Here is a 26,259-nt window from a genome sequence, read left to right as displayed (position 1 = left end):
GCCGCGCGGACGAGGAAGTCCCCACCCGCTGCGGATCCGATGCCGTGCTGAGACGATGGGTCATCCGCCGACACTCTCGAGGGAGAGACACCGAACGGAACCAGGATGCCCGCGCAGACGAGTGACCAGCGATGGGCCGCCCAGGCGGCGGCCGGCGATCAGAGCGCCTTCCGCGCGCTGTACCGCGCCCACGTGCGCCCCGTGTACTGGATCGCCCACGGGATCCTGGGCTCCCCCGCCGACGCGGAGGACGTGGCGCAGGAGACCTTCGTGGTCGCCTGGCGGAAGCTTCCGGATCTGGAGCTGCAGGGAGAGTCGATCCTCCCCTGGCTCGCGACGATCTGCCGCTTCCAGTCCGCGAACCGGCTGCGCCAGCGCCGTCGCGACCAGGCGCACACGACGGACGCGGCGGACGATCAGCTCCCGGACGTCGTCAGCGTCGAGGAGCAGGTGATCACGGCGGCGCTCGCCGCGAGGATCGCCGCGGAGGTGGGCACCCTGAGCGAGCTCGACCGGGAGATCTTCCGGCTGTGCGCGTCCGAGGGCTACGCGTACCAGGCCGCCGCCGACGAGCTCGGCGTGACGCACGCCGTCGTCCGGAACCGTCTCTCACGCGTGCGCACCCAGCTGCGCGGCGCCGTCAAGGAAGTGAGGGACGCATGAACCACCAGACCCCGCAGGAGAGCCTCCCGCCACTGTCGGACGCGACCGTCGCCCGGATCGAGGAGGCCGTCTTCACCGAGATCCGCAGCGAGCGGCGCCCGCTGTCTCCGCGAACCGAACGCGCCCGGAACCGTCGACGCCGATGGCTCACCGCCGGAGGGATCGCGGCGGCCTTCGTCGTCGGGGTCCTGGTGACCCCGCCGATCCTCGGCGCCGTCGGAGGCGGCGGCTCGTCCGTATCCACAGCGGACGGCACCGCGGGCTGGTCGACCGACGAGGCGGGCTCGTCCGTGCCGGACCGCGCCGTCGAAGGGGCGACCCTTCCCGGCACCGTCGGATCGGACGCCGCGGCGTCTGCCGAGGACGCCCGTGACATCGTCACCACCGCCCAGGCGTCGGTGCAGGTGCGGGACGTCGCCGACGCCGCATCCGCCATCGGCGATCTCGCCGTCGAGCACGGCGGCTACGTCGAGAGCACCGAGGTCGGCCGAGCGGTCTCGTCGGATGCCCCCGCCGAACCGGCTCCCGCGGATTCCGGGTACGGCTGGATCACGATCCGCGTCCCCGCCGACGATCTGACCACGGTGATCGCCGCCCTCGGCGACACCGGTGAGGTGCTGTCGTCCTCCGTCACGAAGCAGGACGTCACCGCCACGACGATTGACCTCCGCGCCCGCGTGGAGTCGACCCGTGCGTCAGTGCAGCGGCTCACGGAGCTCATGGGGCAGTCGGGCACTGTCGCCGATCTCATCGAGGCCGAAGTCGCGCTCACCGATCGCCAGGCGCAGCTCGAGTCGTACGAACAGCAGCTCGCCGCGCTGGAGGACCAGGTGGCCCTGTCGTCGCTCACCGTGGAGCTGTCCCGCAGCGGCACCGCGGCGTCGGCAGACCCCGCCGGCTTCGGCGACGGTCTGCTGGCCGGGTGGAACGGGCTCGTGGTCTCACTCAACGCCCTGGTGATCGCGGTCGGCTTCCTCCTCCCCTGGCTCGCGGTGGTCGCTGTCGTCGTGCTGGTCGTCTGGCTCGTCCGCCGCAGCCGCCGGCGACGGGAAGCGGCGTCCACTTCGCCCCGCACGGAGGAATAGCGCGCAGTTCCGGGGTATACAAGAACTCTTGTGCGCATCCGGGTCGCTGCTTAGCCTTCGGAGCGTGGAAGACATCTCCGTGATCACCGCCGTGCATCACCCGTTGCGGCGCCGCATCTACGACTATCTGCTGCTGTACGGCACCTCGCAGGTGACCGGCCTCGCCCGTGCGCTCGACAGCCAGGTCGGCAGCATCAGCCATCACCTCAGGATGCTCGAGCGGGCCGGGATCGTCGAGCGTGCCGCCGATCCGACCGGCGACCGGCGCACGAGCTGGTGGACCGTCGCCCGGCGCGGCCTCACCTGGTCGGTGGAGGACTTCGTCGACTCCCCCGCCGATGCCCTTCTCGCCCGGGAAGCACAGCGGCAGGGCATCCGCATGCAGATCGACCGCCTCCAGCGCTGGCACCGACGCCGAGGGGAGCCCGCCGTCGCGGCCTACGACGCCTCCAACACGGAGACCACCGCGTGGGCGACCCCGGAGGAACTGCGCGACCTCTCCGCGCGCGTGCTGGACGTGGTGCGGGACTGGCAGGCCTCGATCGACGAAGGCGACGGCCAGGCGCGCACGCCCGTCTTCTTCTTCGCTCACGCGTTCCCCACGGAGCCGTGATGACCGCGCTCACCCCGCCCCTCGAGCTCACCAGTCCTCCTCCGTTCCGGCGTGACCGGATGGTGCACGCGTGGATCGGCGTGAAGGCTCTGTCCGACGCCGGCGACGCCGTGTGGACGATCGCGTTGGCGTGGACGGCCGTGCAGATCGCCTCCCCCGCCGTCGCCGGACTCATCGTCGCCGCCGGCACGGTTCCGCGCGCGATGGTGCTGCTCTTCGGCGGGGTCATCGCGGATCGCGCCGACGCCCGCCGGGTGATGATCGCCTGCAATGCGGTGCGTGTGGGGGTGCTCGTCGCCGCCGCCGTGTGGACGGTCTCGCATGCGCCCACCGTGCCCGTCCTGCTCGCCGCCGCCGTGGCGTTCGGGGTGTGCGACGCGTTCTACGAACCCTCCGCCGGCACCATCGGGCGACAGCTGGTACGCACCGACGATCTCCCCTCCTACGCGGCCGTCATCCAGACGGCGTCGCGCCTCGGCACGATGGGGGGCGCCGCACTGGGCGGCCTGCTCGTCGCCCAAGCCGGTCTCGCGGGGAGCGCATCCGCGAACGCGGTGACCTTCGCCCTGGTCGTCGGGTTCCTGGCGATCGTCCTGCGCCCGCGGTTCCGGCTCGCCCGGGCCCCGCGCACCTCGTCCCTGCGCGCGATCGGCGCGGCGTTCGCCCACCTCGGAGCGAACCCCACGACGCGCACTCTCGTCATCGCCCTCTCCGGACTCAATCTCGCCGTGGGCCCCGCCATCGGCATCGGCCTGGCTCTGCGGGCGCACGACGAGGGTTGGGGGGCTCCCGCGGTCGGCCTCTTCGAGGGCCTCCTCGGCCTCGGCGCCGCCGTGGGGGCTGCCGCGGTCGCGAGATGGCGGCCGCGCCACGAGGCGCGGAGCGGGTTCGGCGCGCTCCTCGTCCAGGGAGCGGGAATCGTCGCGCTCGGGTTCGGCCCCGTCTGGACCGTGGCCGTCGCCGCCACCGTCGTCGGCGCCACCGCGGGCTACGCCTCCGTGCTGCTGAGCGCGACCTTCGCCGCGACGGTGGACACCGCCTTCCTCGGTCGGATGGGGTCCCTCACCCGGCTCGGCGACGACTGCCTGATGCCGCTCGCGATGGCGGGCTTCGGCGCGCTCGCGACGGTCACCGCCGTCTGGGTGCCGTTCGTCGTGGCCGGTGGAGCGATGACGGCGCTCATGCTCGTACCGCTCCGGGCTCGTGCGTTCCGGACCCTGTCGCTGCGCGCGGACGACTGACGCGCACGCTCGGGAACGGCGAAAGCCCCCCGGAGAACCGGAGGGCTTTCGACGTGTTGTGTGACCCCAGCGGGATTCGAACCCGCGTTACCGCCGTGAGAGGGCGGCGTACTAGGCCGCTATACGATGGGGCCGTCTTGCGGAGCTTTTCCGTTCCGCGACAACCGTTCAAGTATGCCACGGCGATTCTCACTGCGCCAAATCGAGGCCAGTCCACCCGAGATCCCGGGCGTGGCGCGCCGATTTCCGTTTGCCGCAGACCCCGGGAAGGAGTTGACTCGTCTCATGCGCGTCACCAAGTTCGAACATGCCACCCTCCGCCTGGACCAGAACGACGACACCCTCCTGATCGATCCGGGATCCTTCACAGCCCCGCTGCACGACCTCAGCGGACTGGTCGCCATCGTGCTCACGCACGAGCACCCCGACCACTGGACGCCGGAGCACCTCGACCGGATCCTCCGCGCGGCCCCCGGGACCCCGATCTTCGGGCCGGAGGGCGTGGCGAAGGCGGCGGAGGGCTACGAGGTCACGGTCGTCTCCCCCGGCGACACCGTGGAGGTCGGCGCCTTCACTCTGCGCTTCTTCGGTGGCACGCACGCAGTGATCCACTCCTCGATCCCGACGATCGACAACGTGGGCGTGCTCGTCAACGACACGTTCTACTACCCCGGCGACTCCTATGCGGTACCGGAAGGCGTCGAGGTCGGCACCCTCGCCGCGCCGCTCGGAGCCCCGTGGCTCAAGATCGGGGACGCCATCGACTACGTCCTGGCCGTGAAGCCCCGACGGGCGTTCGGCACGCACGACATGACCCTGTCCGTGATCGGCAAGAACATGCACCGGCAGCGGCTGCAGTGGGCGACCGAGCAGGGCGGCGGCGAGTTCCTCGTGCTCGAGCCCGGCGACACCGTCGATCTGTGAGCGGACCACGCCGCCTCCTGCCCGCCCCGACCCCGCGACTCGCCTTCCGGGAGATGATCGCGGACGATCTCGACGACATGGCGGCGCTCCTGGGTAATCCGGAGGTCATGGCGTACTACCCCGCGCCCAAGTCGCGAGCGGAAGCCGCCGAGTGGATCGCGCGGATGCAGCAGCGCTACCGCGAGGACGGCCACGGTCTCTGGATCATCGAGACGCACGACGGCGATTTCCTCGGCGACTGCGGCCTCACCTGGCAGTCGGTGAACGGCGCTCCCGTGCTCGAAGTCGGCTACCACGTCCGCGCCGATCGCCAGCGCCGAGGCTATGCCACCGAGGCCGCACGCGCCTGTGTCGACCTCGTCGCGCGGACCTTCGCTCCCACGCTCCTCACCGCCATCATCCACCCCGCGAACGAGGCGTCCCGCGGTGTGGCGGAGAAGCTCGGCATGACCCACATCGATGACGATCGCGCCCATCCGTGGATCGTGCGCACGGTGATGGGCATGACCGTGGAGGCCGCGACCTAGCCCTGAGCGCCACGCACCCGCAGGTCACGCGCGAGGTGGTCGCGCTGCTCGATGAGGAGTCGTCGCAGCGCCGCCGGGGCCTCGGGGCTGGCCGACAGCCAGGAATCGACGAGATCCAGCGACGAACGGGCGGGGAACAGCCCGATCACCAGCCGACGAGCGATCTCGATGCTCCGGTCCGTCCACGCGGTCCCGATCCGCGCGAAGTATTCCTCGTCGTAGGACTCGATGAGGTCACGGCGGCCACCGGCGCGGAAGCCGCCGATCTCGGCATCGAGGTGGTCGTTCGTCAGCGACTGGTCTTCCCACGCGGCGGTCCAGGCGGCCCCGCGTACCGCCGCGTCGGGGACGGAGGCGCGGGCGCGGCGGGCGGCGGTGCGTCCGTCGCCGGTGTCGTCCCTCTCCTCCTCGGCCGCGATGTCCGAGGCGTCGGCGTGACCGGTCGTGACGAGGGCTGTGAGGAGCTGCCAGCGCAGATCGGGATCCACGACGAGGCCCTCCGGCACGTCGCCGTCGAGCAGGGCCCGGACCTCCGCGTGGTGGACGTCATCGAACGCCGAGGCGGCTGCCAGCGCACGCGCCCAGGAGAGCTGGGAGTCGCTGCCGGCGTCCGCCTGCTGCAGTGCCGCCCACGTCGCCTCGGTCCAGGCGCGCTGCTCCGCGGCGCGTCGGTCGTCGGGGACGAAGTGCCGCAGCGCGAACCCGGCGTCGAGGAGGGCCGCAGCCAGCAGACCGCCGTTCGACTCCCGCGGTGCGTGCGCGCTCACGATCGCGACGAAACGGGCGGCATCGAGCTCGCCGTCCCGGGTGGCGTTCCACAACGACGACCACACGAGCGCCCGGGCGAGCGGGTCCTCGATGTCCGAGAGGGATTCCTCGACGGTGCGGAGCGACCGCTCGTCCAGGCGCGCCTTCGCGTACGTGAGGTCGTCGTCGTTGAGCAGCACGAGATCGGCCTCGGGGACCTCGATCTCGACCCGCTCCCCGATCAGATCCAGCTCCCGCTGCTCCCGACGCACGATCCGGCCGTCCACGCGGTCGTACAGTCCGATCCGCAGGCGGTGCGGACGGACGTCGTCCTGGACGAGGTGCTGTGCGCCGTCGGCGTCGGTCTCCACCCAGATGGTCGAGACGCCCGTCGTCTGCAGCCAGGCGCCCGCCCAATCGGTCATGTCCCTGCCGGACACCGCGCTGAGCTCGACGAGGAAGTCATCGAGGGTGGTGTTGCCGAACGCGTTGGCCGCGAAGTACCGCCGGGCGCCTTCGAAGAACGCCTCGTCGCCCACGAACGCGACGAGCTGCTTCAGCACCGAGGCGCCCTTGGCGTAGGTGATGCCGTCGAAGTTCAGCTTCGCGGCCTCCAGGTCGGGGATGTCGGCGACGATGGGGTGCGTCGTCGGCAGCTGGTCCTGCTGATAGGCCCAGGCCTTGCGCCGCATGGCGAACGTCACCCACGCGTCGTGGAACCGGGTGGCCACCGCCGAGGCGTGCGATCCCATGTAGTCGGCGAAGGACTCCTTGAGCCAGAGGTCGTCCCACCACGTCATCGTGACGAGGTCACCGAACCACATGTGCGCCATCTCGTGCAGGATCGTGTTGGCCCTGCCGGCCCGCTGCGCCTCGGTGGCAGCACCACGCGAGAGGTAGCCTTCCGTGAAGGTGACCAGGCCGGGGTTCTCCATCGCGCCGAGGTTGTACTCGGGGACGAAGATCTGGTCGTACTTGCCCCACGGGTAGGGATAGGCGAAGGCGTCGGTGAAGAAGTCGAGCCCCTGCCGGGTGACCTCGAGGATCTCGTCGGCCTCGAGGTGCTCGACGAGCGAGCGGCGGACGAGCACGCCGAGGGCCACTCGCTGCTCGTCTCTGGTCCACTCCCCGTCGACACGGGCGTACGGGCCGGCCGCGACCGCCGTGATGTAGCTGGAGATCGGCAGCGTGGGGGCGAACTGCACGCGCTGGACGCCGACGCCGAGGTCGACGTGGGCCGGCGACTGGTTCGAGAGCACCTCCCACCCGGACGGCGCGTCAATGACGAAGGTGTACTCCGCCTTCATGTCCGGCTGCTCGAAGCAGGCCATCACGCGACGGGAGTCCGCGGGCTCGTACTGCGTGTAGAGGTAGGTGCGGTCGTCAGCCGGGTCGTGGAACCGGTGCAGGCCCTCCCCCGACCGGCTGTAGGCGCCGACCGCTTCGATGCGCACGACGTTCGACGCCGCGAGGTCGTCGATCGTGAGGCGCGCCCCGTCGTAGACGACGTCCCGCTCCTCCCCGTTCACCTCGACGCGCCGGACCTCCTCGCCGATGAAGTCCAGCCACGTGCTCTGGACCGTCGCATCGAACTCCAGGACCGTCGTCGTCGGGAAGCCCGTGCGCGCCCGCTCCGGGGCTCCGGTCAGGTCCAGCTCGACGCGGATGCGGTGCAGGGTGATCGCGGAGGATCGCGCCGCGGTCTCCTCACGGGTCAGGTTCGCGGTGTGCATCCCTCCATCCTGGCATCTTCCCGAGGTCAGCTGGGGAGCTCCCGCGGCCTCATCCGCGCCGCCCGGCACCGCGCCGGTTGACCTTCCGCGACGTCTCGGGCCCGCCCAGCAGCCGCCGGATCGCCGTCTCCGGGGTCACATCGAGGTCGAGCGTCCTCCCCCGGCCGTACTGACGGAACACCCGAGGGTCGATGTAGCTGTTGCGGGCGACGGCAGTCGTGTTGCCCAGGGCGGTCGCCGCCGCCTGCACCGCGAGGCGCTCGGCCTGGTTCCGCTGTCCGCGGCGGTCGAGGACGCCGATGCGCGCCAGGGCGTCTGCGGCGATGATCGTGCCGTGGAGGGTGCGGAAGTCCTTGGCGGAGAAGCTGGCCCCCAGCACGTCCTTGAGGTACGTGTTGACCTCGGCGGGCGTGATCTTCACCCGCCGCCGGCCTTTCCGGTAGGCCAGGAGGAAGGCGGTGGAGGCGCCGCTCGCGAAGTCGGTGAGGGCATCGGCGAGGGATTCGTCGGTGATCTCGATCGCGGCGGTCTGTCCGCTCTTCGCCGGGAAGGACAGGGCGACATCGCCGCCGTCGATGCGGACGTCGCGGCGGCGGAGCGTGGTCAGGCCGCGGCTGCCGTGGCGCGCCAGGTAGCGTTCCGAACCGATCCGCAGCGCGGCGTCGTCGAGCAGGCGGAAGGCGATCGCGAGGGCTCGCTCCTTCGTCTGGCCGTCCTCCTTGAGAGCCTTGGTGACCTGCGCGCGGGCGCTGGGCAGGGCCGCGGCGAGGTCCAGTGCGCGGACGAACTTGCGACGGTCGCGGGAGACCCGCCAGAGCGGGTGGTAGAGGTACTGCTTGCGACCGGCGGTGTCGATCCCCACGGCCTGGATGTGCGCGAGCGGGTCGGCCGCGATCCACACGTCCTGCCACGCCGGCGGGATCACCAGGTCGCTGATGCGTTCGCGATCCGCCTCGGGCGCAGGCTCCCCCATCGGATCGACGTACCGGAATCCCGAGCTCGTCCGCTTCCGCGTGAAGCCCGGGTCCTGACCGGGTACCACTCGCACCAGTCGCGCCATGCGTCTCTCCTCCCGCCGTGCAGCTCCTCCGAGTGTGGAGTGACCCCGGTCTCGGCGGGAAGGGAGTGGCGTCTCACCCCGCCGGCGTGCTATCCGCGTCGGCGTCCTTCGCGAAGACCGCCCGCATGTGGTCGCTGGTGAGGAAGTCAGCGATGCCGATCATGATCAGGCTGAAGACGATCTGCTCGGTGACCATCCAGACGGGATAGAGACCGGGGATCGCCGCCATGACGAGCGTGATGACCGGGAAGATCTGCGCGAACAGCCGCAGTCGGAGGTAGGCCCAACGCCATCCGCGGCGCGCACGCCACGCGAAGTAGAACAGCGTCGCCGTCATCGCCAGCACCACGAGCGTGCGCATCCACACGGCGAAGGGCACGCTGTCCCCGTCCGCGGCGAGCACGAGCGCGACCACGACAGCGCCCACCCCGAGCACCAGCTCGGCGACGAGGAGCCAGAGGATCCAGGTGAAGGCACGGACCGTCCTGGGGTGAGTGCGGCCGGCGTCGCTGATCAGCACGCCGGCCTGCCGCCCACCCGCGATCCGGTCGAGACGGAGGAAGAGCGGTTCGAGGGCCATGCTCGGAGCCTAGACCGGCGGCGTCCGCTCGACCTCGTCCGTTCGATGGACCTCGACGCCGCCGTTGGCCGCTTCCGGGAGCACCCGCTCCAGCACCATCGCCAGCACGCCGACGGCGAGACTGCCCGCCACCATGACCGCGATGAACCACCCGCTGACGCCGACGCCGAGGAGCACCCCCGCGACGAGCGGGCCGAGGATCGCTCCGCCCTGGAAAGCGGCGGAGTTGAGGGCGTTGTAGCGGCCGCGAGTGCGGTCGGTCGCGAAATCGTTGTAGATGGCGGGGATCGTCGGCTGCATCATGGTCTCCCCGAACGCGAAGACGCCCATGAACGCGATCACCGCGATCGCGGCCGTGACCGAGTCGGGGAGCAGACCCGCGGCACCGAGCATGACCCAGGAGACGGCCCAGATGAGCGCCATGACCTGCATGACCCTGGTGCGGCGGCGACCGTTGATGAGGCGGAGGACGGCGAACTGCAGCAGCACGATGACAGCCGTGTTCACCGCGAACGAGATGCCGACCACGGCGGTCGACACCTGGGCGATCTGACGGGCGTAGGCGGGGAAGCCCGCCTCGATCTGTCCGTACCCGATGAAGACGGAGAAGAAGGTCAACAGCGTCATCCACAGCACCGCCGGTCGACGGAGGATCTCCCGGTAGCCGCCCTCGGTGGTCACCGCCGGGTCGGGCTCCGCCTGCGTGCGCACGTGCCGGAGCGGACCCAGGAGCAGTGCCAGCGGGATGAGGCTCGTGGCCGCGTCGATGAGGAAGATCGTGGTGAAGGTCGACGGCTCCGTCACGTCGACGAAGAAGCCGCCGATGATGCCGCCCACGCCGATGCCGAGGTTGACGAGGGCGAAGTTCACGCCGAAGTACTGCTGACGGACCTCGCCGTCGACCACCGAGGCGATGAGCGCGTTGAAGCCGGGCCAGGAGACCCCGAAGTTGACCCCGATGAGCACGACCGCGACGGTCGCGACGGCGGGATGCGTGGCGTAGGCGAGGAGCGTGCACCCCGCGATCATCGAGAGCAGTCCCACGATCAGCACACGGCGGGCGCCGAAGCGGTCGATGAGCGTACCGCCGGGGCCCGTGACGACGAGCCCCGTGATCGCGATGAGGCTCATGAGCGCCCCGGAGAACCCGAGATCGAAGCCGCGGACCTCGTGGAGGTAGATGATCGTGAACGGCAGCGTCATCCCCCGCCCGAGCGTCTGGATCGCCACGGTCGACAGCAGCCAGCGCCCCTCGGTGGGCAACGCGTTCCAGAAAGACCTCATACCGATCACCTCGTCATTGTTCCAGGAGCCGCGGACATCGGATGACCGCCGGGCTCCCGGGAGCAAAGCCGATATTCTGCGAACATGCCCGTGTCGTTCGAAGACTTCCGCTCCGCCCTGCTCCACGCACCGACCCGTGAGGCCTGGGGCCTCGTGCTCACCGATGCCGAGGCGCAGCAGGTCGCCGCGGACGAGCAGGCGAGCCGGGCCTGGTACGACTACTGGCTCGCCACCACGGCGCCGGCGACGCCCGCCCCCGCGGCGGCAGGGCTCGGCGGACACGAACTCCCCAGCGCCGCAGCGCCCGGGTTCGCTGCGGCGCCGCCGCCGGCACCGGCCGCGCAGGGACCCGTCTCCTCCGGTGGGCCGGAGATCGCGTTCCCCGCTTCGGAGAGCACCGGGAGGAAGAGCCGGGTCGGCCTCTGGGTGACGCTGGGCATCGTGGGCGCGCTGCTGCTGATCGCCGCGATCGTCACGGTGTTCGCGTTCACGACCGCACGCCACTGGACCAAGGTCGACGTGCCGGAGAAGCCCGAGACCTTCCACAGCGAGGAGTACGAGACCGGCAAGTACCTCGTCGCCGACGACGGCGTGAGCCCGTGCGCGGTGGACCAGGACTGGACGGACTGCATCGGCCTCATGGAGGCCGAGTACGCGGGCGCCTGCGCCGGGGTCGACCTCGTCCCCGCCGCCGCGGACCTGTGCGCCCAGCACCGCGCCGAGATCGACCGGATGATCGCGGAGGACGCGGACGGGATGTACGTGGCCTCCCTCGGCGATTTCGGACACCTCACCCGGACGCCCGAGACGGCGACGCGCCAGGTCTCGAACGACGATGCCGAGCCGGCCGTCACCCACGAGGCCGTGTGCTATCTGGGGTTCCTCGGGGAGTGCGAGTAGCCGGTTCACCATCCGCGGGTCTCGCCGGGGAGGCCGACCGAGCGTATCGTCGGGCACAGACCTGATCGGGTCGGGGACGAGGTGTCGACATGTGTCGGTGGCTGGCGTATGTGGGAGAACCGCTGCACCCGTCGGAGGTGATCCTCGACGCGCGACATTCGCTCGTGGCGCAGTCCCTGGACTCGCCACTCGGCGCGGAGACCGTGAACGGGGACGGCTTCGGCCTCGGCTGGTATCCGGTGTCGAACCGTGAGGACTCGGGGCAGCCGCCGGGGCCCGCGCTGTTCCGGAGCATGGAGCCCGCCTGGAACGATCTGAACCTGCGCGAGATCTCCCGCATGATCCGCAGCCCGCTGTTCTTCAGCCATGTGAGAGCCGCCGCCGGGCCGCCGGTCCAGCAGACCAACTGCCACCCGTTCCGGCACGCGAACTGGCTCTTCATGCACAACGGCGGCCTGACGGACTTCCTGACAGTGAAACGCGACCTCACTCTCGCCGTCGATCCCTCCCTCTTCCCGGAGATCCAGGGCACCACCGACTCCGAGGTGCTGTTCCACCTCGCCCTGACACTCGGCCTGCAGGACGATCCGATCGCGGGGATGCGGGCGGCCATCCGGGAGGCCGAGCGAGTGGGCCACGAGCATGGCATCCGCTTCCCGGTGCAGGGCACCTTCGCGGTCTCCGACGGCGCCACCGTGTGGGCGATCCGCTATTCGACCGCCGGACGCTCCCGCTCCCTCTTCCACTCCGCCGACATCGAGACTCTTCGTCGGATGTACCCCGATGCGGAACGTCTTCGCGTCTTCGGTCGCCGGGCGCACGTGATCGTCTCCGAGCCGCTGAACGATCTGCCCGGTGCGTTCGAAGAGGTCCCCGAATCCACGGTCTCGATCCTCGACGAGGCCGGCTACCGGTACGAGCCCTTCCTCGAAGCTGCGTGAGCACTGACGTTCCCGCCGGGGGAACGAGAAAACCCCCGCCGGAGCGGGGGTTTTCGAAGTGCTGGGGTACCTGGACTCGAACCAAGAACAACTGAACCAGAATCAGCCGTGTTGCCAATTACACCATACCCCAAGGGCGAAACCGGAGCCTCGCACCGAGAGTCAAGCTTACCCGAGCGGCGACCGATCACCAAAACCACCGGTGCCGTGTCGCCGCTCGGGCGCGTCGCGGATCAGTTCGCGAGGAACGCCGAGAGCGCGCGCAGGCGGCGCAGCGACTCGTCCTTGCCCAGCAGCTCCATCGACTCGAACAGGGGCGGCGAGACGCGGCGGCCGGTGATGGCCACACGCGGCGGCCCGTAGGCGACGCGCGGCTTGAGCTCGAGGTTCTCCACGAGCGCCGTCGACAGCGCCTCCTGGATCTTCTCCGGGGTGAAGTCCGTGACCGGCTCGAGGGCGGTGACACAGGCGTCCAGCACCTCGGCAGCGTTGGCCGGGAGCCCCTTGAGCGCATCCGCGTCGTACGACACCTCGTCGCGGAACAGGAAGCCGAGCATGCCCGGGACCTCGCCCAGCAGCTGCACGCGCTCCTGCACCAGCGGCGCCGCACGGAAGGCGAGGACGAGCTGCTCGTGGGTCGGCTCGTCGAACAGACCGGCCGCGGCGAGGTACGGCACCGTGCGCTCGGCGAAGTCCTTCACGTCGAGCATGCGGATGTGGTCGCCGTTGATCGACTCGGCCTTCTTCTGGTCGAATCGGGCGGGGTTCGGGTTCACGTTCTCGATGTCGAACGCGGCGATGAACTCGTCGAGCGAGAACACGTCGCGGTCCGGGCCGATCGACCAGCCCAGGAGCGCGAGGTAGTTCAGGAGGCCCTCGTGGATGAAGCCGCGCTCCCGGTGCAGGAACAGATCGGCCTGGGGGTCACGCTTGGAGAGCTTCTTGTTGCCGGTCTCCCCCAGCACGAGCGGCATGTGGGCGAACCGCGGCACGAACGTCGTCACACCCGCGTCGATGAGAGCGGCGTAGAGCGAGAGCTGGCGCGCGGTGGACGGCATGAGGTCTTCGCCGCGGAGGACATGGGTGATGCCCATCAGCGCGTCGTCGACGGGGTTCACGAACGTGTACAGCGGCACCCCGTTCGGGCGCACGACGACGAAGTCCGGGAAGGAGCCGGCGGGGAAGGTGACCTCGCCGCGGATCAGGTCCACGTACGTGAGGTCCTCGTCCGGCACGCGCAGGCGGAGGGCGGGCTGACGACCCTCGGCACGGAAGGCCGCCTTCTGCTCGTCCGTCAGGTCACGGTCGAAGTTGTCGTAGCCGAGCTGCTTCGCCCGGCCGTTGGCCTCGTTGCGGGCGTCGATCTCCTCGGCCGTCGAGTAGCTCTCGTAGAGCGCGCCCGTCGCGAGGAGCTTGTCGATCACCTCGCGGTAGATGTCGTGCCGCTCGGACTGCCGGTACGGGGCGTGCGGGCCGCCGACCTCGACACCCTCGTCCCAGTCGATCTTCAGCCACGTGAGCGCGTCGACGAGCTGGCGGAAGCTCTCCTCGCTGTCGCGCGCGGCGTCGGTGTCCTCGATGCGGAACACCATCTTCCCGCCGTTGTGACGGGCATAGGCCCAGTTGTACAGAGCCGTGCGGACCATGCCGACGTGCGGCAGCCCCGTCGGAGAGGGGCAGAAGCGGACGCGGACGTCGGCGCCGGCGGCGGTCGTGGTGAGGGGATGCGGAGTAGCCATAGCCCTTCGATTCTACGGGTGCGGGCGGGTCAGCCCCGGCGCGAGACCGCCACCGCCGCGCAGTGCTCCAGGGGCAGCACTGTTCCCACCCGATGGGCCGCGACCGTCTCCTCGAACCCCGCGCGGAACCGGCGTCGCTCGGCCGTGGAGAGCAGGGCGTACTGGGCGCCGGCGCCGGCCACACCCCCTTCGACGGAGGTCCACAGCGCGCCGGGGTCAGCCTCCCACGTCCAGGTGTGCTCGGTGACCACGACCTCCGGGAGCCCGGCGCCGGTGAGCACGTCCGCGAAGCCGTCCGGGGTGCGTGCGAAGTCTTCTTCGGCGGGGAGCCTCTCCCCCGCGTACGGCGGCAACCCCGCGCGTTCGACGACCTCCGCCCAGAACCACGACGGGGAACGGGTCCAGATCGTCGCGGCGACCGGACCACGCGCGACCCGACCCAGCTCGCGGGCGGCGGTCCGCGGGGAGGAGACGTGGTTCAGCACGAAGTTCGCCACGGCGGCATCGAAGGACCCGTCGCCGAAGGGCAGCGTCGGCGGTCCGCCCTCGACGATGCGCAGCGTCGGGTACTCCCGGTGGGCGACGGCACGCATCGTCGGCTCGGGCTCGCAGGCTGTGACGTCCCATCCCCGGCGTGCGAAGCGGGACGCGAGACGGCCTTCCCCCGCGCCGACGTCCAGCAGGCCACGACCCTCCGCCGGGCCGAGTGCGGCGGTGAGAAACTCGAAGGTCCCGGCGCACAGGGCGGCGTACGAAGCGGCATAGGCCTCTCCGACGCCGTCCCAGGCCTTCACCGCGCGCTGCTCCGGGCGAGCGGTGACAGCGCGACGATCGCGAGAACGAGCACCGAGGCCGCGATGCCGAGTCCGGCGTACTGGAAGTTCGACAGCACGATGCCGGCGAGGACGGACCCGGCGGCGGCGGACAGGCTCATCAGCGAGTCGCTGCGCCCCTGACGACGAGTGCGCACCTCGGGCGCGGAGGCTTCGGTGAGCAGTGCGGCACCCGCGACCGTCGCGGCACTCCAGCCGAGGCCGAGGAGGATGAGGGCGACCATGACGCCCCACGCCTCGGTGCCCGCGAAGACGGCGAAGGCCAGGGCGCCGCCGAGCAGAGCCTGCCCGAGCAGCACCACGCGCAGCCGCCCCCAGCGGTCGGCCAGCACGCCGAACACCGGCGAGAGCGCGTACATGCCGCCGACGTGCAGCGCGATGGTGATGCCGACGAGCGCTGAGACGTCCGCCGGTGTCGCCGCCGCACCGTGAGCGCCGTGGGCCATGTGCGAGAGATGCACCGGGGTCATCGCCATGACCGACGCCATCACCACGTGCGACCCCGCGATGGCGAAGATCGCGTAGCGGGCCACGCGCGGGCGGTCCGCCACGATGGCGCTCGTCGTCGCGGCCGCCGCCTGAGCGAGTCGCTGCGCGGCCAGCAGCGGATCGGGGCGCAGGGCGACGAGGTAGAGCGCGAGCGCCGCGCACTGCGCGACGAACGAGAAGACGTAGGAACCCGTCTGCGGAGGCATCCCGATCGCCTGTCCGACCATCTCCCCCGGGCCGAGCAGCAGCGGTCCCGCCACGCCGCCGATCGTCGTGGACCAGACGACGATCGAGAGGTCACGCCCGCGGTGCTGCGGCGCCGCGAGGTCCGTGGCCGCGAACCGGGATTGCAGGTTGCCCGCGTTCCCCGCACCGATCAGCAGGATGCCGACGAGCAGGAGCGGGAAGACGCGCACCGACGCCGCGAGGATCACCACGGCGATGCCGACGAGGGCGAAGAGATTGCCGAGGGTGAGGGCGCGGCGGCGTCCGAGCCGTGCGGCCATCCGGGCGAGCGGGATCGCGCAGAGCGCGGCGCCCAGGGTCACCGATGCCGTCGCGAGCCCGGAGAGCGCGTCGCTGCCGGAGATGTCCGCGGCGAGCAGCGCACCGAGCGACACGGTGGCGCCGAAGGCGATGCCGCCCAGCACCTGCCCCAGCGACAGCACGAGCACGGTGCGGCGCTGGACCGCCTGCTGCTGCGTCGCCGTGAGGGCGACGTCGGTCATGACGCGGGAGCGGCGTCGCGCACGGGGTTGCGCAGGATGCCGAGTCCGGAGATCTCCACCTCGACGGTGTCGCCCGCCTCGAACGTGCCGACGCCCGCGGGTGTCCCCGTCATGATGACGTCGCCCGGAAGGAGCGTGAACACCGCGGAGGCGTACTCGATGATCGCGGCGACCGAGTGGATCATGTCGGTGAGCGGCGCGTGCTGGCGAACCTCGCCGTTGACCCGCGTCTCGATCGTGGCCTGCGCGGGGTCGAAGTCCGTCTCGATCACGGGTCCGAGCGGGCAGAATGTGTCGAAGCCCTTCGCCCGCGACCACTGCCCGTCCTTGCGCTGCAGGTCGCGTGCGGTGACGTCGTTGCCGATCGTGTAGCCGAGCACGTGGTCGAGGGCGTTCTCCGCCTTCACGTTCTTCGCGATCCGTCCGATCACGACCACGAGCTCGCCCTCGTACTCCGTGCGCTCGGACAGCGCGGTGGGACGCACGATCGCGTCATCCGGGCCGATCACGGCGGTGTTCGGCTTGAGGAACAGCAGCGGCTCCTCGGGGGCCACTCCCCCCATCTCGGCGGCGTGATCGTGGTAGTTCTTGCCGACGCACACGACCTTGGAGCGCGGGATGACGGGCGCGAGCAGCGTGACCTCGGTCAGCGGGACGCGGGCGCCGGTGGTCTCGTACCCGGAGAACATCGGGTCCCCGGCGAGGACCACGAGCTCGCGGTCGTCGATGATCCCGTACATGATGGCGTCGTCGTGGCTGAACCGGGCGATCTTCATGCCTCCAGCCTAGATCCCCTCCTTTATCGTCGAGACCCCGCTTTCTCGTCGAGACCCCGGTTCGCTTGCGCGGGAGAGGCGGGGTCTCGACGGAAGCCCAGGGCCCCGGTGGAACTCATCCGGGAGGACGGATGCCGAACGCGGCGAGCCGTCGTCCGAGGTCCTCGGGGGTGCGGATGTGCCGGGAGCCCCAGCGCACCACCCGCGAGCCGGTCACCCCGCGGATCTCGTCCTCGCGGTGCTTCTCCGCCATCACCGCATCGGCCGCCGTGGGCATCGTCCGCAGCTCCGCATCCCGGTACTTGTCCTCCCCGTCGAACTCTCCGAAGGCCCGGGACCGCGGGAACCCGAAGTCGGCGAAGTACCGCGCGCCGTCGGAGCCCACGATGGGGACCTGCAGATCGATGTCTCGGAACCCGAGTCGATGCAACTGGAGGCGGCTCACGCTCTCGCCGGGAAGCTGGGCCCGCCCGTCCGCGAAGGCTCCGATCCATCGCGCGCGCCGCACACCCCGGAGTCCCGCCACGCACAGGCCTTCGACTTCGGCCCGCCAGGCGGCGACGGCATCCTGGTCCACCTCGTGCCCGTCGACCGAGACCAGCCGCAGTGCCGCATCCCCCGCGGCGACGACGGCCTCCGGTCGCAGCAGTCGGGCGAGATCGAACACGGTGCGGGCCAGCGACGTGCACCGGAGCCCGTGCCGCCGGACGACATCGCCCTCGTCGAGCATCATCTGGTGTCGGACGACCCCGGCCTCGGTCCTGGTGTGCCGACGGCTGCGGATCGCGGTGTGCACGTCGTCCCGGATCGGCCCCACGAGCGGCAGCCCCCAAAGGGCCGCCGCGGAGACATGCGAGAACACGGGACCCCCGCCCGGACTGGCCCTGCGGACGGCGCACACCCGCACGAGCTGCCGCCCCTCCGGCCACAGCTCGTCCCAGACCTCCGTGTCGACGTACGCCCCGCGGTGCACCCGTCGCAGCCTGCCGTGCGCGACCGCCGCCGCCAGCTCCCGTTCCGTGACGCCCGCATCGAGGACCTCCTCCCGCGACCGCACGAGATCCCAGGCATCGGAGAACGAGAGGCGCCGCGACATCCCCCCACTCTCCCCCGCTGATCTCTCCCTCCCAACGTTCTCCACACCCCCCACCCCTCATCCCCCACTCCCCCCGCACTGTGCAGGAACGACCCCGGCGCGCGAGACCCCGGGTACACGCCGAGACCCCGCCTACCACGCGTCGACACGGCGGGGTGTCGGCGGGAAGACGGGGTCTCGGGGAATGGAATCAGGCGTCGAGGCGGAGGAGCCAGCCGTGCTTGTCCTCGCGACGCCCGTACTGGATGTCGGTGAGCTCCTCGCGGAGCGACAGCGCCAGCTCGCCCAGCGGCTGCGGCTCGTCGAAGCCCTCGCCCACGAGCGCGCCGATCGGTGTCACGACCGCGGCCGTGCCACAGGCGAACACCTCGACGATGTCGCCGGAGGCCACGCCCTCGCGCCACTCGTCGATCGAGATCGGTCGCTTCTCGACCGTGTAGCCGCGGTCCTCGGCGAGCTGCAGCAGCGAATCCCGCGTGATGCCCTCGAGGATGCTGTCGGACTCCGGCGTGACGACACGACCGTCCTTGAAGACGAACACGACGTTCATGCCACCGAGCTCCTCGACGTCGCGGTTCTCGTTGAGGAACACGACCTGGTCGCAGCCCTTCGCGCTGGCCTCGGCCTGCGGCAGGAGGCTGGAGGCGTAGTTGCCCCCCGTCTTCGCCTTGCCGGTGCCACCGCGGCCGGCGCGGGCGTAGTCCTCGGAGAGCCAGATGCGCACCGGCTTCACGCCTCCGGTGAAGTAGGCGCCCGCGGGGCTGGCGATCACGTAGTAGGCGACCTTCTGCGCCGCTCGCACGCCGAGGAAGGCCTCCTTGGCGAACATGAACGGACGCAGATACAGGCTCTGGTCGGCACCGGAGGGCACCCACCGGCCGTCGACGGCGATGAGCTCCCGCAGCGACTGGATGAAGTACTCCGTCGGCAGCTCCGGCAGCGCGAGGCGGCGGGCACTGGCCCGCAGGCGCGCGGCGTTGCGGTCGGGACGGAAGGTGTGGATCGAGCCGTCGGCGTGCCGGTAGGCCTTGATGCCCTCGAAGATCTCCTGTGCGTAGTGCAGCACGGACGCCGCGGGGTCGAGCGGGATCGGACCGTAAGGCTGCACGCGCGGACGGTGCCAGCCGCCCTTGGCGGACCAGCAGATGTCGACCATGTGGTCGGTGAAGACGACCCCGAACCCGGGGTTCTCCAGCACTTCGGCGACGCGTGCCGGCGAGGCCGCGTTCAGGTTCTTCGTCACGGCGAACTCCAGGGGAGCCACGCTCGTCTCGGCGTCGATCGTCGTCATGTCGTCATCCAATCCTCGTGGGGTGGGCGCATCCTCGCGCCCTGTCAGCCTACGCCCGCCGTTCAGAGACGGGCAGTGATCGCGGAGCCGATCTCCGCGGTGGTGCGGGCACCGCTGCGGGCGGCGATGTCCGCCTCGACCGCGGCGCTCACACGCGCCGACTCGGCCGTCAGGCCGAGGTGGTCGAGCAGCAGCGCGATGGAGAGGATCGCGGCGGTCGGGTCGGCCTTCTGCTGACCCGCGATGTCCGGAGCCGAGCCGTGCACAGGCTCGAACATCGACGGGAAGTTGCCATCGGGATTGATGTTCCCGGAGGCGGCGAGGCCGATGCCGCCCGTGACGGCGCCGGCGAGGTCGGTGAGGATGTCACCGAAGAGATTGTCCGTCACGATCACGTCGAAGCGCGAGGGATCGGTGACGAGGAAGATGGTGGCGGCGTCGACGTGCAGATAGTCGACGGCGACGTCGGGGTGCTCGGCGGCGACCTCGTTCACGATGCGCTGCCAGATCGCGCCGGCGTGCACGAGCACGTTGGTCTTGTGCACCAGGGTGAGCTTCTGACGGCGGCGCTCCGCGAGGGCGAACGCATAGCGGACGACCCGCTCGACACCGAACGCCGTGTTCACGGAGGTCTCGTTCGCCACCTCCTGCGGCGTCCCCTTCCGGATCGCTCCGCCGTTGCCGACGTAGGGACCTTCCGTCCCCTCGCGGACGACGACGAAGTCGACCTCGCCCGGGTCCGACAGCGGACCGGGAGCTCCGGTGAAGAGCTTCGAGGGACGCAGGTTCACGTAGTGGTCGAGCGTGAACCGGAGCTTCAGCAGCAGCCCGCGCTCGATGTTCGCGTCCTTCAGCCGCGGGTCGCCCGGCGTCCCGCCGACCGCGCCGAGGAGGATCGCGTCGTGTGCGGCGATCGCGGCGAGGTCGTCGTCCGTGAGCGTGTCGCCCGTCTCGAGGTACCGTCCGGCACCGAGCGAGAAGCGGGTCTTGTCGAACGTCACGTCGCTGTCGGCCGTGACGGCGTCGAGCACCTTCTCCGCCTCGGCGATGACCTCGGGACCGATGCCGTCACCCGGGATGACGGCCAGCTTCACGACACGCGACATGAGACTCCTTGCGCACTGCACGGGGGTGGACCGACCGCGGCGCGACCGCGGGTCGAACGGGCCGGTCCCCCCAGCGTAGTGGTCAGTGCGTGGGTGCCTTGCGCAGTGTGACGGCCGCGATGACCGCCGCGACGACGACGAGGCCCGCCCCGATGAGCGAGGTCACGGTGACGCCGGAGCCGAACGCGTCGGCCGCTGCCTGCCACAGGGCGTCGCCGAGCGCGGCCGGGAGCTCGTGGGCGGCGGTGTACGCGCCGGCCAGCGTCTCCTGCGCAGCGCGGGCCACCTCGGCCGGAAGCCCCTCGGGCAGCACCAGCGCGCCGCGGTAGAACGCGGTGATGATGCCGCCCAGGATCGCGGTCCCCAGCACGGCACCGAGCTCGTACGCCGTCTCGGACACCGCGCTCGCGGCACCGGCCTTCGCCGCGGGGGCGCTGGAGAGGATGAGCTCGTTCGAGATGGTCTCGGCCGCGCCGATGCCGATGCCGAGGACGACGAAGGCGAGGATGAGCGGTGCCACGACGTGCTCGTGCGTCGTGAAGGCGACGATGAGGTACCCCGCGACGGAGAACACCAGCGCCGCCGGGATAAGCACGTGCGGCGGCACCCGCCGCGAGATCGGCACCACCGTGAGTCCGGCGACGATCATCGCCGCCATCCCCGGCACGAGCGCGAGGCCCGCGACCATCGGCGAGAGCCCCAGCACGAGCTGCAGGTGCTGCGAGACGAAGTACAGGAACCCGACGAGGGCCACGACGCTGAGCAGGTTCACCAGGATCGCCCCCGAGAACGACCCGCGGCGGAACAGGGCCATGTCGAGCATCGGGGTGTCGGCACGGAGCTGACGGCGCACGAACAACGTCCCCATCACGAGGCCGAGCAGCGCCCATCCCCCGGCGTACAGCGACGGGCCGTCGACCGCGAAGGACTTGATGGCGTAGACGACCGGGATCATCGCGGCCATCGAGAGCACGATGCTGAGCGGGTCGATGCGGCCGGGATTCGGGTCACGGCTCTCCGGCACGAGCAGCGGCGCGGCGATGAGCAGCGGGATGAGGACGGGCACGGCGATGAGGAACACCGAGCCCCACGCGAAGTGCTCGAGGAGGAAGCCGCCGACGATGGGGCCGAGCGCGGATCCGGCGGAGAACGCAGACGCCCAGACCGCGATGGCCATGCGGCGCTGGTCGCGGTTCTGGAAGATCGACCGCAGCAGCGAGAGCGTCGAGGGCATCAGCATGGCGCCGAAGAAGCCGAGCAGGGCGCGGGCGGCGATGAGCAGTCCCGCGGTCGGCGCGAAGGCGGCCAGAGCGGAGACCACGGCGAACCCCGTGGCTCCGATGAGGAGCAGGCGGCGGCGCCCGAAGCGGTCGCCCAGCGTCCCCATGGTCACCAGGAGTCCGGCGAGCACGAGCGGATAGACGTCGATGATCCACAGCTGCTCGGCCCCGCTCGGCGCGAGCGAGATCGAGATCTCGGGCAGCGCGAAGCTCAGCACCGTGTTGTCCACCGACACCAGCAGCACCGGGAGCATGAGGACGACGAGCGCCGCCCACCCCCGAGCCCCGACGCGGGGAGCTTCCGTCTCTGTCGTCGGGATCGACGCAGTACGGGTCATGGAACACCTTTCCTTCCTGTGGACCGCTCGTTACTAAACCGTCCGGCTGGTATAGTAACAGATGCAGCCCTCCCGATCCCGCTCAGAGGATGACCGATGCCCCGCCCTCCCCTCGCCCGTGAGAAGGTCCTCGACGCCTTCGAGGCGATCCTCATCGACGACGGCGAACGCGCCGCGACGCTCGAGGCCACGGCGAAGGCCGCCGGCGTGTCGAAGGGCGGCCTGCTCTACCACTTCCGCTCCAAGGACGACCTGGAGACCGGGCTCCTGGAGCGCCTGGACCACCTGACCACCCTCGACCTGGAGCGCATGCGCGCCGCCGAGGAGGGCCCCGTCGCGTACTACGTCCGGACCTCGGTGATGGAGGACGACGCCCTCGATCGGGCGCTCATCGCCACGACTCGGCTGGCCCAGGGCGGCTCGACCGCCGCGTCCGACATGCTCCGGGATACCCGGCGTCGCTGGGCGGAGACGATCCGTCCGCACGTCCGCGACACCGCCAGCCTCGACCTCGTGATGCTCGTGAGCGACGGCCTCTACTTCAACAACTCGCTCGACGTGCACGGGCCGGAGCGCCTGGTCCCGCGCAGCGACGAGCTCGCCGATCTCATCGCCCTCGTGCTGCGCGCCACCGCCTGACGCCGGACAAGGCTGCGGGTACGGAGAAGGGCGGGAGCCTCGCGCTCCCGCCCTTCTCCCCCGCTCTGCGGTGTCAGACCTCGGTGATCTCGATCTGACGGAAGAGGTCGGCGTCGATGGCACCGCGCACGTCGTCCAGCAGCTCCTCGGACACGGGCGAGTCGAGCGTCAGCACGCTGAGCGCCTGATCGCCCGCCGCGAGCCGCGAGATCTGCATGCCGGCGATGTTGATCCCGGCCTCGCCGAACTTCTGCCCGTAGACGGCGACGATGCCGGGACGGTCGGTGTAGAGCATCACGACGTGGTGCTTCTCGATCGGCAGCTCCAGGGCGTGGTCGTTGATGCCGACGAGCTTCTCGGCCTGCTTCGGTCCGGTCAGCGTGCCCGACACCGAGAGCTGCGTTCCGTCGGACAGCGCCCCCGTGAGGGTGATGACGTTCCGGTACTCCTCGCTCACGTCGTCCTTGAGCAGGCGCACCGCGATGCCGCGCTGCTCCGCCAGGAGGGGCGCGTTCACGTACGACACGGTCTCGCTCACGATGTTCGTGAAGACACCCTTGAGGGCCGCGAGCTTGAGCACGCTCACGTCGTAGTCGTTGAGCTCGCCGTGCACCTCGACGTCGAGGCTCGTGAGCGGCGACGTGGCCAGTGCGGCGAAGATCTGACCGAGCTTCTCCACGAGCGAGATGCCGGGACGCACGTACGGGTCGATGACGCCGCCCGCGACGTTGACCGCATCCGGGACGAGGTCACCGCCGAGCGCGAGCCGCACCGAGCGTGCGACCGAGACGCCGGCCTTCTCCTGTGCCTCTTCCGTGCTCGCACCGAGGTGCGGCGTGACGACGACGTTCGGGAGGTCGAGCAGGGCACGGGCGCTGCCACCCTCGGCCGGGGGCTCGGAGGTGAAGACGTCCAGACCCGCACCGGCGATCTCACCGGCGACGAGAGCTTCGTGCAGCGCCTCCTCGTCGATGAGCCCGCCGCGGGCGACGTTCACGACGAAGGCGGTCGGCTTCATGGCGGCGAACTGCTCGGCGCCGATCATGCCCGTCGTCTCCGGGGTCTTGGGCATGTGGATCGTGAGGAAGTCGGCTTCGGCGACGAGCTCGTCCAGCGAGAGGAGCTGCACGCCGAGCTGCTGGGCGCGCGCCGAGGTGACGTAGGGGTCGTACGCGACGACGCGCATGTCGAAGGCGGCCAGGCGAGCGGCGACGAGAGCGCCGATCCGGCCGAGTCCGACGATGCCGACGGTCTTCTCGAAGAGCTCGGCACCGGTGAAGGAGCTGCGCTTCCACTGGCCGGCGGAGAGCGAGGCGTGCGCGGCCGGGATCCGGCGGGCGAGGCTGAGGATGTGGCCGACCGTCAGCTCGGCGGCGGAGACGATATTCGACGTCGGGGCGTTGACGACCATGACGCCGGCCGCGGTCGCAGCCTTGATGTCGACGTTGTCGAGGCCGACACCGGCCCGCGCGACGACCTTGAGCTTCGGCGCGTGCGACAGCGCCTCCTCGTCGATGCGGGTCGCGGAGCGGATGAGCACCGCGTCCGACTCCGCGAGGGCGGCGAAGAGCGCCTCGCGATCGGTGCCCTCGACGTGGCGGACGTCGAAGTCGGGGCCGAGCGCCTCGATCGTGGCGGGAGAGAGTACTTCGGCGATGAGCACGACAGGCTTCGGCACAGTGGATCCTTCGGGGCAGCGCGACAGGCGGGAGGGGCCGATGCGCCGCACACCGTCGGGGGCGCGATCGCGACAACTCTACCGGAGCGCCGGGACCGCTCCGTGCCGTGTGACGGCGTGACGGATCCGGCTCAGACGCTGGGCAGCGTCAGACTCAGCGCGAGCAGGCTCATCCAGAACACCGCGACGATGCCGAGTCCGGCGAGGAAGGTCAGGGCGAGCTCGCCCACACGACGGCGTCGGCCGATCGCGAAGGCGAACCCGAACACGATCACGGGGAACACGACACCGAACAGCAGCGTCGCCCATCCGGTGCCGGTGAGGCCGGTCTGGGCCATGGTGATGAGGTGCGCGACCGCGTTCCACACCGCATACGCGTAGAAGAGCCCGGCGAGGGCGATGACGGTCCACACGAGCCAGCGCGGCGAACCGGTCGCCACGGCGGACGGTGTCTTCGGAGCGGTCATGCGCCGATCACCCCCACGGTCACGAACGGCCACGGCACGAGCAGCACGACGCCCGCCAGGAGCACCGCGGCGCGGATCCAGGATGCCCGGCCCCGCGTCAGCACCCACGTCGCGAGGAACCAGAGCGCGGGGGCGGCGATCGCCAGCACGAACCAGGGCAGGAACATGAAATCCGCGACGAGGAACGAGGCGAGCGGCTGCAGGCGGAGACCGCCGGCGATCCACCCCACGGTGTAGAGCAGGTAGACGCCCCCGACGACACCGACGAGGACCAGCATCGCATTGCTGAGACCGGAGGGCGCTGCGGTCTCCTCGTCCACCGACGCGGGTGCAGACGCCGAGGGTGCGACGGCCTCGGCCGGGATCGGTTCCGGAGCAGGCGTGGAACGCCGTGCGGCGTCCCGGGGGCGCTGCTCCGCGCTGTCGTCGCCGTCCCAGCTCAGGGCGTCGTCCGAATCGGATGTCATCTCTCCAGAGTAGGACACCCCGACCACTAGGCTCGGGGATGCCTCGGCGGGGTCGCCGGGGACTTTCGGGGGAAAGGACAACCATGGCCGAGAACGAGCCCACGTCGTCTGCTGCGCCGCGTCGTTCCACGGCCGGCGCCACGACCGGCGAACCGCCCGCGGGCTGGACGCCGAGCCCGGAGGCCAAGGCCTCCGCGACGCGCTTCCGCATCATCGCCGCGGTCCTCTGGGCGCTCGCGATCGCGGGCGAGGCCATCGGCATCTTCTGGCTCCTGCGCCAGCGCGAGTTCGTCGATGAGGGCGGCGCGCTGCTCCGCGATCCGGACACCGGCCTCCTGGAAGAGCAGGGAGCGACGGCGCAGTTCCCCCAGTGGGCGTTCGTCGCCCTGCTCGTCCTGCTGTTCGTGATCGCGGCGCTGTCGATCATCGGCTCGATCCTGTGGAAGAAGGCCAACACTCTCGACCCCGCGCGCCGCGCCGACAAGACGCGGTTCTTCGTCCAGAACCAGCTCGGCGCGATCATCGCGGTCGTGGCCTTCCTCCCCCTGGTCATCCTCATCTTCCTGAACAAGGACATGGACAAGCGGCAGAAGGCGACCGCCGGCATCGTCGGCATCGTCCTGGCCGTCCTCGCCGCGATCGTCGGGACGAGCTTCGCCCCGCCGTCCGTCGAGCAGTACACCGCAGACCAGTCGGCCGTGATCCAGCTCCTCGGGGCCGATGAGGTCGTGTGGGTCGACGGCGGCAAGGTCTATCACGTCTGCGATGAGGTGCCCGCGATCCAGACCGGCAGCGAGATCCGCACCGGCACCACCTCCGAGGCCATCGAGGCGGGGAAGATCAGGCTCACCCTGCAGTTCGCGTCCGAGCTGCGCACCTGCGGCCTGGCGGTGCCCGAGAACGCCGACGAGATCACCGAGGCCCTCCGCGCGATCCAGGCCAGTCAGGTCGACACGCCTCTGCCCGCTCCCGTCTGGGCCGACCCGACGGACGCACCCATCGAGATCCAGGACGCCCCGGCCGACGAAGGCTGA

The 26,259-nt window shown here is 70.6% G+C and carries 25 protein-coding genes and 2 tRNA genes; 10 read left to right on the top strand and 17 right to left on the bottom strand.

The window, feature by feature from the left end; translation table 11 throughout:
* The first annotated feature begins 105 nt into the window (after positions 1-105).
* The 4 genes from AB0310_RS03790 (at position 106) to AB0310_RS03775 (ending at position 3,602) form a co-directional block, all read left to right on the top strand.
* Positions 106-663 (top strand): RNA polymerase sigma factor, encoded by a 558-nt coding sequence (locus AB0310_RS03790; protein WP_187663951.1) that lies wholly within the window; start codon positions 106-108, stop codon positions 661-663.
* Complete coding sequence (locus AB0310_RS03785) at positions 660-1,748, top strand: DUF4349 domain-containing protein (RefSeq protein WP_366236613.1); 1,089 nt, start codon at positions 660-662, stop codon at positions 1,746-1,748. The genes AB0310_RS03790 and AB0310_RS03785 overlap by 4 nt, the downstream gene beginning before the upstream one ends.
* Positions 1,749-1,812: 64 nt before the next feature.
* On the top strand, positions 1,813-2,361 hold the full coding sequence (locus tag AB0310_RS03780) for a helix-turn-helix domain-containing protein (RefSeq protein ID WP_280569523.1): 549 nt from the start codon (positions 1,813-1,815) through the stop codon (positions 2,359-2,361).
* Positions 2,361-3,602 (top strand): MFS transporter, encoded by a 1,242-nt coding sequence (locus AB0310_RS03775; RefSeq protein ID WP_268776390.1) that lies wholly within the window; start codon positions 2,361-2,363, stop codon positions 3,600-3,602. Before AB0310_RS03780 ends, AB0310_RS03775 begins: the two co-directional genes overlap by 1 nt.
* Positions 3,603-3,663: 61 nt before the next feature.
* On the opposite strand, the gene AB0310_RS03770 is transcribed toward AB0310_RS03775, so the two are convergent.
* Positions 3,664-3,736 (bottom strand) — tRNA-Glu (locus tag AB0310_RS03770).
* A 151-nt stretch (positions 3,737-3,887) separates the two neighbouring features.
* On the opposite strand from AB0310_RS03770, the gene AB0310_RS03765 reads away from it, so the two are divergent.
* Together AB0310_RS03765 and AB0310_RS03760 are read left to right on the top strand one after the other, a co-directional pair.
* Positions 3,888-4,526, top strand: coding sequence for an MBL fold metallo-hydrolase (locus AB0310_RS03765; protein ID WP_366236612.1), 639 nt, complete (start codon positions 3,888-3,890; stop codon positions 4,524-4,526).
* Positions 4,523-5,053, top strand: a complete 531-nt coding sequence (locus AB0310_RS03760) for a GNAT family N-acetyltransferase (RefSeq protein WP_366236611.1) — start codon at positions 4,523-4,525, stop codon at positions 5,051-5,053. The genes AB0310_RS03765 and AB0310_RS03760 overlap by 4 nt, the downstream gene beginning before the upstream one ends.
* Here the strand turns inward: AB0310_RS03760 and pepN are convergent.
* The 4 genes from pepN to AB0310_RS03740 all read right to left on the bottom strand — a co-directional run bounded on the left by pepN (position 5,050) and on the right by AB0310_RS03740 (position 10,457).
* The gene (gene pepN / locus AB0310_RS03755) at positions 5,050-7,533 is read right to left on the bottom strand and encodes an aminopeptidase N (protein ID WP_366236610.1); all 2,484 of its coding nucleotides are present in this window, start codon (positions 7,531-7,533) and stop codon (positions 5,050-5,052) included. The genes AB0310_RS03760 and pepN overlap by 4 nt on opposite strands.
* 49 nt (positions 7,534-7,582) lie before the next feature.
* Positions 7,583-8,593 (bottom strand): DNA topoisomerase IB, encoded by a 1,011-nt coding sequence (locus AB0310_RS03750; protein ID WP_259951698.1) that lies wholly within the window; start codon positions 8,591-8,593, stop codon positions 7,583-7,585.
* A 73-nt stretch (positions 8,594-8,666) separates the two neighbouring features.
* Positions 8,667-9,173 (bottom strand): hypothetical protein, encoded by a 507-nt coding sequence (locus AB0310_RS03745; protein ID WP_071328486.1) that lies wholly within the window; start codon positions 9,171-9,173, stop codon positions 8,667-8,669.
* A gap of 9 nt (positions 9,174-9,182) precedes the next feature.
* The gene (locus AB0310_RS03740; RefSeq protein WP_366236609.1) at positions 9,183-10,457 is read right to left on the bottom strand and encodes an MFS transporter; all 1,275 of its coding nucleotides are present in this window, start codon (positions 10,455-10,457) and stop codon (positions 9,183-9,185) included.
* Positions 10,458-10,541: 84 nt separating this feature from the next.
* On the opposite strand from AB0310_RS03740, the gene AB0310_RS03735 reads away from it, so the two are divergent.
* Both AB0310_RS03735 and AB0310_RS03730 read left to right on the top strand, forming a co-directional pair.
* Positions 10,542-11,357 carry a hypothetical protein gene (locus AB0310_RS03735; protein WP_366236608.1) on the top strand — a complete coding sequence of 272 codons (816 nt, stop codon included), beginning with the start codon at positions 10,542-10,544 and terminating at the stop codon, positions 11,355-11,357.
* A gap of 89 nt (positions 11,358-11,446) precedes the next feature.
* Entirely contained in the window at positions 11,447-12,298 is an 852-nt protein-coding gene (locus AB0310_RS03730; protein ID WP_366236607.1) for a class II glutamine amidotransferase, read from the top strand.
* 61 nt (positions 12,299-12,359) lie between these two features.
* On the opposite strand, the gene AB0310_RS03725 is transcribed toward AB0310_RS03730, so the two are convergent.
* The 9 genes from AB0310_RS03725 to AB0310_RS03685 all read right to left on the bottom strand — a co-directional run bounded on the left by AB0310_RS03725 (position 12,360) and on the right by AB0310_RS03685 (position 21,974).
* A tRNA-Gln gene (locus tag AB0310_RS03725) sits at positions 12,360-12,431 on the bottom strand.
* 100 nt (positions 12,432-12,531) lie between these two features.
* On the bottom strand, positions 12,532-14,037 hold the full coding sequence (gene gltX / locus AB0310_RS03720; RefSeq protein WP_312672760.1) for a glutamate--tRNA ligase: 1,506 nt from the start codon (positions 14,035-14,037) through the stop codon (positions 12,532-12,534).
* 29 nt (positions 14,038-14,066) lie between these two features.
* Entirely contained in the window at positions 14,067-14,831 is a 765-nt protein-coding gene (locus AB0310_RS03715; RefSeq protein ID WP_366236606.1) for a class I SAM-dependent methyltransferase, read from the bottom strand.
* Positions 14,828-16,087: an MFS transporter gene (locus AB0310_RS03710; RefSeq protein WP_366236605.1), complete on the bottom strand. Its 1,260-nt coding sequence runs from the start codon at positions 16,085-16,087 to the stop codon at positions 14,828-14,830. Before AB0310_RS03710 ends, AB0310_RS03715 begins: the two co-directional genes overlap by 4 nt.
* Complete coding sequence (locus AB0310_RS03705) at positions 16,084-16,863, bottom strand: fumarylacetoacetate hydrolase family protein (RefSeq protein ID WP_187663938.1); 780 nt, start codon at positions 16,861-16,863, stop codon at positions 16,084-16,086. Before AB0310_RS03705 ends, AB0310_RS03710 begins: the two co-directional genes overlap by 4 nt.
* Before the next feature lie 115 nt (positions 16,864-16,978).
* The gene (locus tag AB0310_RS03700; RefSeq protein ID WP_366236604.1) at positions 16,979-17,959 is read right to left on the bottom strand and encodes a type IV toxin-antitoxin system AbiEi family antitoxin domain-containing protein; all 981 of its coding nucleotides are present in this window, start codon (positions 17,957-17,959) and stop codon (positions 16,979-16,981) included.
* Between the two features lie 190 nt (positions 17,960-18,149).
* Positions 18,150-19,250 (bottom strand): branched-chain amino acid aminotransferase, encoded by a 1,101-nt coding sequence (locus tag AB0310_RS03695; RefSeq protein WP_366236603.1) that lies wholly within the window; start codon positions 19,248-19,250, stop codon positions 18,150-18,152.
* A 62-nt stretch (positions 19,251-19,312) separates the two neighbouring features.
* Entirely contained in the window at positions 19,313-20,356 is a 1,044-nt protein-coding gene (locus AB0310_RS03690; RefSeq protein ID WP_259951707.1) for a 3-isopropylmalate dehydrogenase, read from the bottom strand.
* A gap of 82 nt (positions 20,357-20,438) precedes the next feature.
* A complete protein-coding gene (locus tag AB0310_RS03685) occupies positions 20,439-21,974 on the bottom strand; it encodes an MFS transporter (RefSeq protein WP_366236602.1) in 1,536 nt (511 codons plus the stop codon).
* 96 nt (positions 21,975-22,070) lie between these two features.
* On the opposite strand from AB0310_RS03685, the gene AB0310_RS03680 reads away from it, so the two are divergent.
* Positions 22,071-22,613 (top strand): TetR/AcrR family transcriptional regulator, encoded by a 543-nt coding sequence (locus AB0310_RS03680; protein ID WP_187663933.1) that lies wholly within the window; start codon positions 22,071-22,073, stop codon positions 22,611-22,613.
* Positions 22,614-22,686: 73 nt separating this feature from the next.
* On the opposite strand, the gene serA is transcribed toward AB0310_RS03680, so the two are convergent.
* The 3 genes from serA to AB0310_RS03665 form a co-directional block, all read right to left on the bottom strand.
* Positions 22,687-24,291, bottom strand: a complete 1,605-nt coding sequence (gene serA, locus AB0310_RS03675) for a phosphoglycerate dehydrogenase (RefSeq protein ID WP_366236601.1) — start codon at positions 24,289-24,291, stop codon at positions 22,687-22,689.
* Positions 24,292-24,422: 131 nt separating this feature from the next.
* Positions 24,423-24,758 (bottom strand): hypothetical protein, encoded by a 336-nt coding sequence (locus AB0310_RS03670; protein ID WP_366236600.1) that lies wholly within the window; start codon positions 24,756-24,758, stop codon positions 24,423-24,425.
* Positions 24,755-25,225: a hypothetical protein gene (locus AB0310_RS03665; RefSeq protein WP_268776404.1), complete on the bottom strand. Its 471-nt coding sequence runs from the start codon at positions 25,223-25,225 to the stop codon at positions 24,755-24,757. The genes AB0310_RS03670 and AB0310_RS03665 overlap by 4 nt, the downstream gene beginning before the upstream one ends.
* 83 nt (positions 25,226-25,308) lie before the next feature.
* On the opposite strand from AB0310_RS03665, the gene AB0310_RS03660 reads away from it, so the two are divergent.
* Positions 25,309-26,259: a hypothetical protein gene (locus AB0310_RS03660; RefSeq protein ID WP_366236599.1), complete on the top strand. Its 951-nt coding sequence runs from the start codon at positions 25,309-25,311 to the stop codon at positions 26,257-26,259.

The organism is Microbacterium meiriae (assembly GCF_040702565.1).
GTDB lineage: Bacteria > Actinomycetota > Actinomycetes > Actinomycetales > Microbacteriaceae > Microbacterium > Microbacterium meiriae.
This window is presented reverse-complemented; position numbering and strand designations above follow the sequence as displayed.

Excerpts from the sequence above, each read along its gene's own strand:
- AB0310_RS03790 (WP_187663951.1), top strand. The coding sequence starts at position 106 with ATGCCCGCGCAGACGAGTGACCAGCGATGGGCCGCCCAGGCGGCGGCC.
- AB0310_RS03785 (WP_366236613.1), top strand. The coding sequence starts at position 660 with ATGAACCACCAGACCCCGCAGGAGAGCCTCCCGCCACTGTCGGACGCG.
- AB0310_RS03775 (WP_268776390.1), top strand. The coding sequence starts at position 2,361 with ATGACCGCGCTCACCCCGCCCCTCGAGCTCACCAGTCCTCCTCCGTTC.
- AB0310_RS03765 (WP_366236612.1), top strand. The coding sequence starts at position 3,888 with ATGCGCGTCACCAAGTTCGAACATGCCACCCTCCGCCTGGACCAGAAC.
- pepN (WP_366236610.1), bottom strand. The coding sequence starts at position 7,533 with ATGCACACCGCGAACCTGACCCGTGAGGAGACCGCGGCGCGATCCTCC.
- AB0310_RS03750 (WP_259951698.1), bottom strand. The coding sequence starts at position 8,593 with ATGGCGCGACTGGTGCGAGTGGTACCCGGTCAGGACCCGGGCTTCACG.
- AB0310_RS03745 (WP_071328486.1), bottom strand. The coding sequence starts at position 9,173 with ATGGCCCTCGAACCGCTCTTCCTCCGTCTCGACCGGATCGCGGGTGGG.
- AB0310_RS03740 (WP_366236609.1), bottom strand. The coding sequence starts at position 10,457 with ATGAGGTCTTTCTGGAACGCGTTGCCCACCGAGGGGCGCTGGCTGCTG.
- AB0310_RS03735 (WP_366236608.1), top strand. The coding sequence starts at position 10,542 with ATGCCCGTGTCGTTCGAAGACTTCCGCTCCGCCCTGCTCCACGCACCG.
- AB0310_RS03730 (WP_366236607.1), top strand. The coding sequence starts at position 11,447 with ATGTGTCGGTGGCTGGCGTATGTGGGAGAACCGCTGCACCCGTCGGAG.
- gltX (WP_312672760.1), bottom strand. The coding sequence starts at position 14,037 with ATGGCTACTCCGCATCCCCTCACCACGACCGCCGCCGGCGCCGACGTC.
- AB0310_RS03710 (WP_366236605.1), bottom strand. The coding sequence starts at position 16,087 with ATGACCGACGTCGCCCTCACGGCGACGCAGCAGCAGGCGGTCCAGCGC.
- AB0310_RS03705 (WP_187663938.1), bottom strand. The coding sequence starts at position 16,863 with ATGAAGATCGCCCGGTTCAGCCACGACGACGCCATCATGTACGGGATC.
- AB0310_RS03700 (WP_366236604.1), bottom strand. The coding sequence starts at position 17,959 with ATGTCGCGGCGCCTCTCGTTCTCCGATGCCTGGGATCTCGTGCGGTCG.
- AB0310_RS03695 (WP_366236603.1), bottom strand. The coding sequence starts at position 19,250 with ATGACGACGATCGACGCCGAGACGAGCGTGGCTCCCCTGGAGTTCGCC.
- AB0310_RS03690 (WP_259951707.1), bottom strand. The coding sequence starts at position 20,356 with ATGTCGCGTGTCGTGAAGCTGGCCGTCATCCCGGGTGACGGCATCGGT.
- AB0310_RS03685 (WP_366236602.1), bottom strand. The coding sequence starts at position 21,974 with ATGACCCGTACTGCGTCGATCCCGACGACAGAGACGGAAGCTCCCCGC.
- AB0310_RS03680 (WP_187663933.1), top strand. The coding sequence starts at position 22,071 with ATGCCCCGCCCTCCCCTCGCCCGTGAGAAGGTCCTCGACGCCTTCGAG.
- AB0310_RS03670 (WP_366236600.1), bottom strand. The coding sequence starts at position 24,758 with ATGACCGCTCCGAAGACACCGTCCGCCGTGGCGACCGGTTCGCCGCGC.
- AB0310_RS03665 (WP_268776404.1), bottom strand. The coding sequence starts at position 25,225 with ATGACATCCGATTCGGACGACGCCCTGAGCTGGGACGGCGACGACAGC.
- AB0310_RS03660 (WP_366236599.1), top strand. The coding sequence starts at position 25,309 with ATGGCCGAGAACGAGCCCACGTCGTCTGCTGCGCCGCGTCGTTCCACG.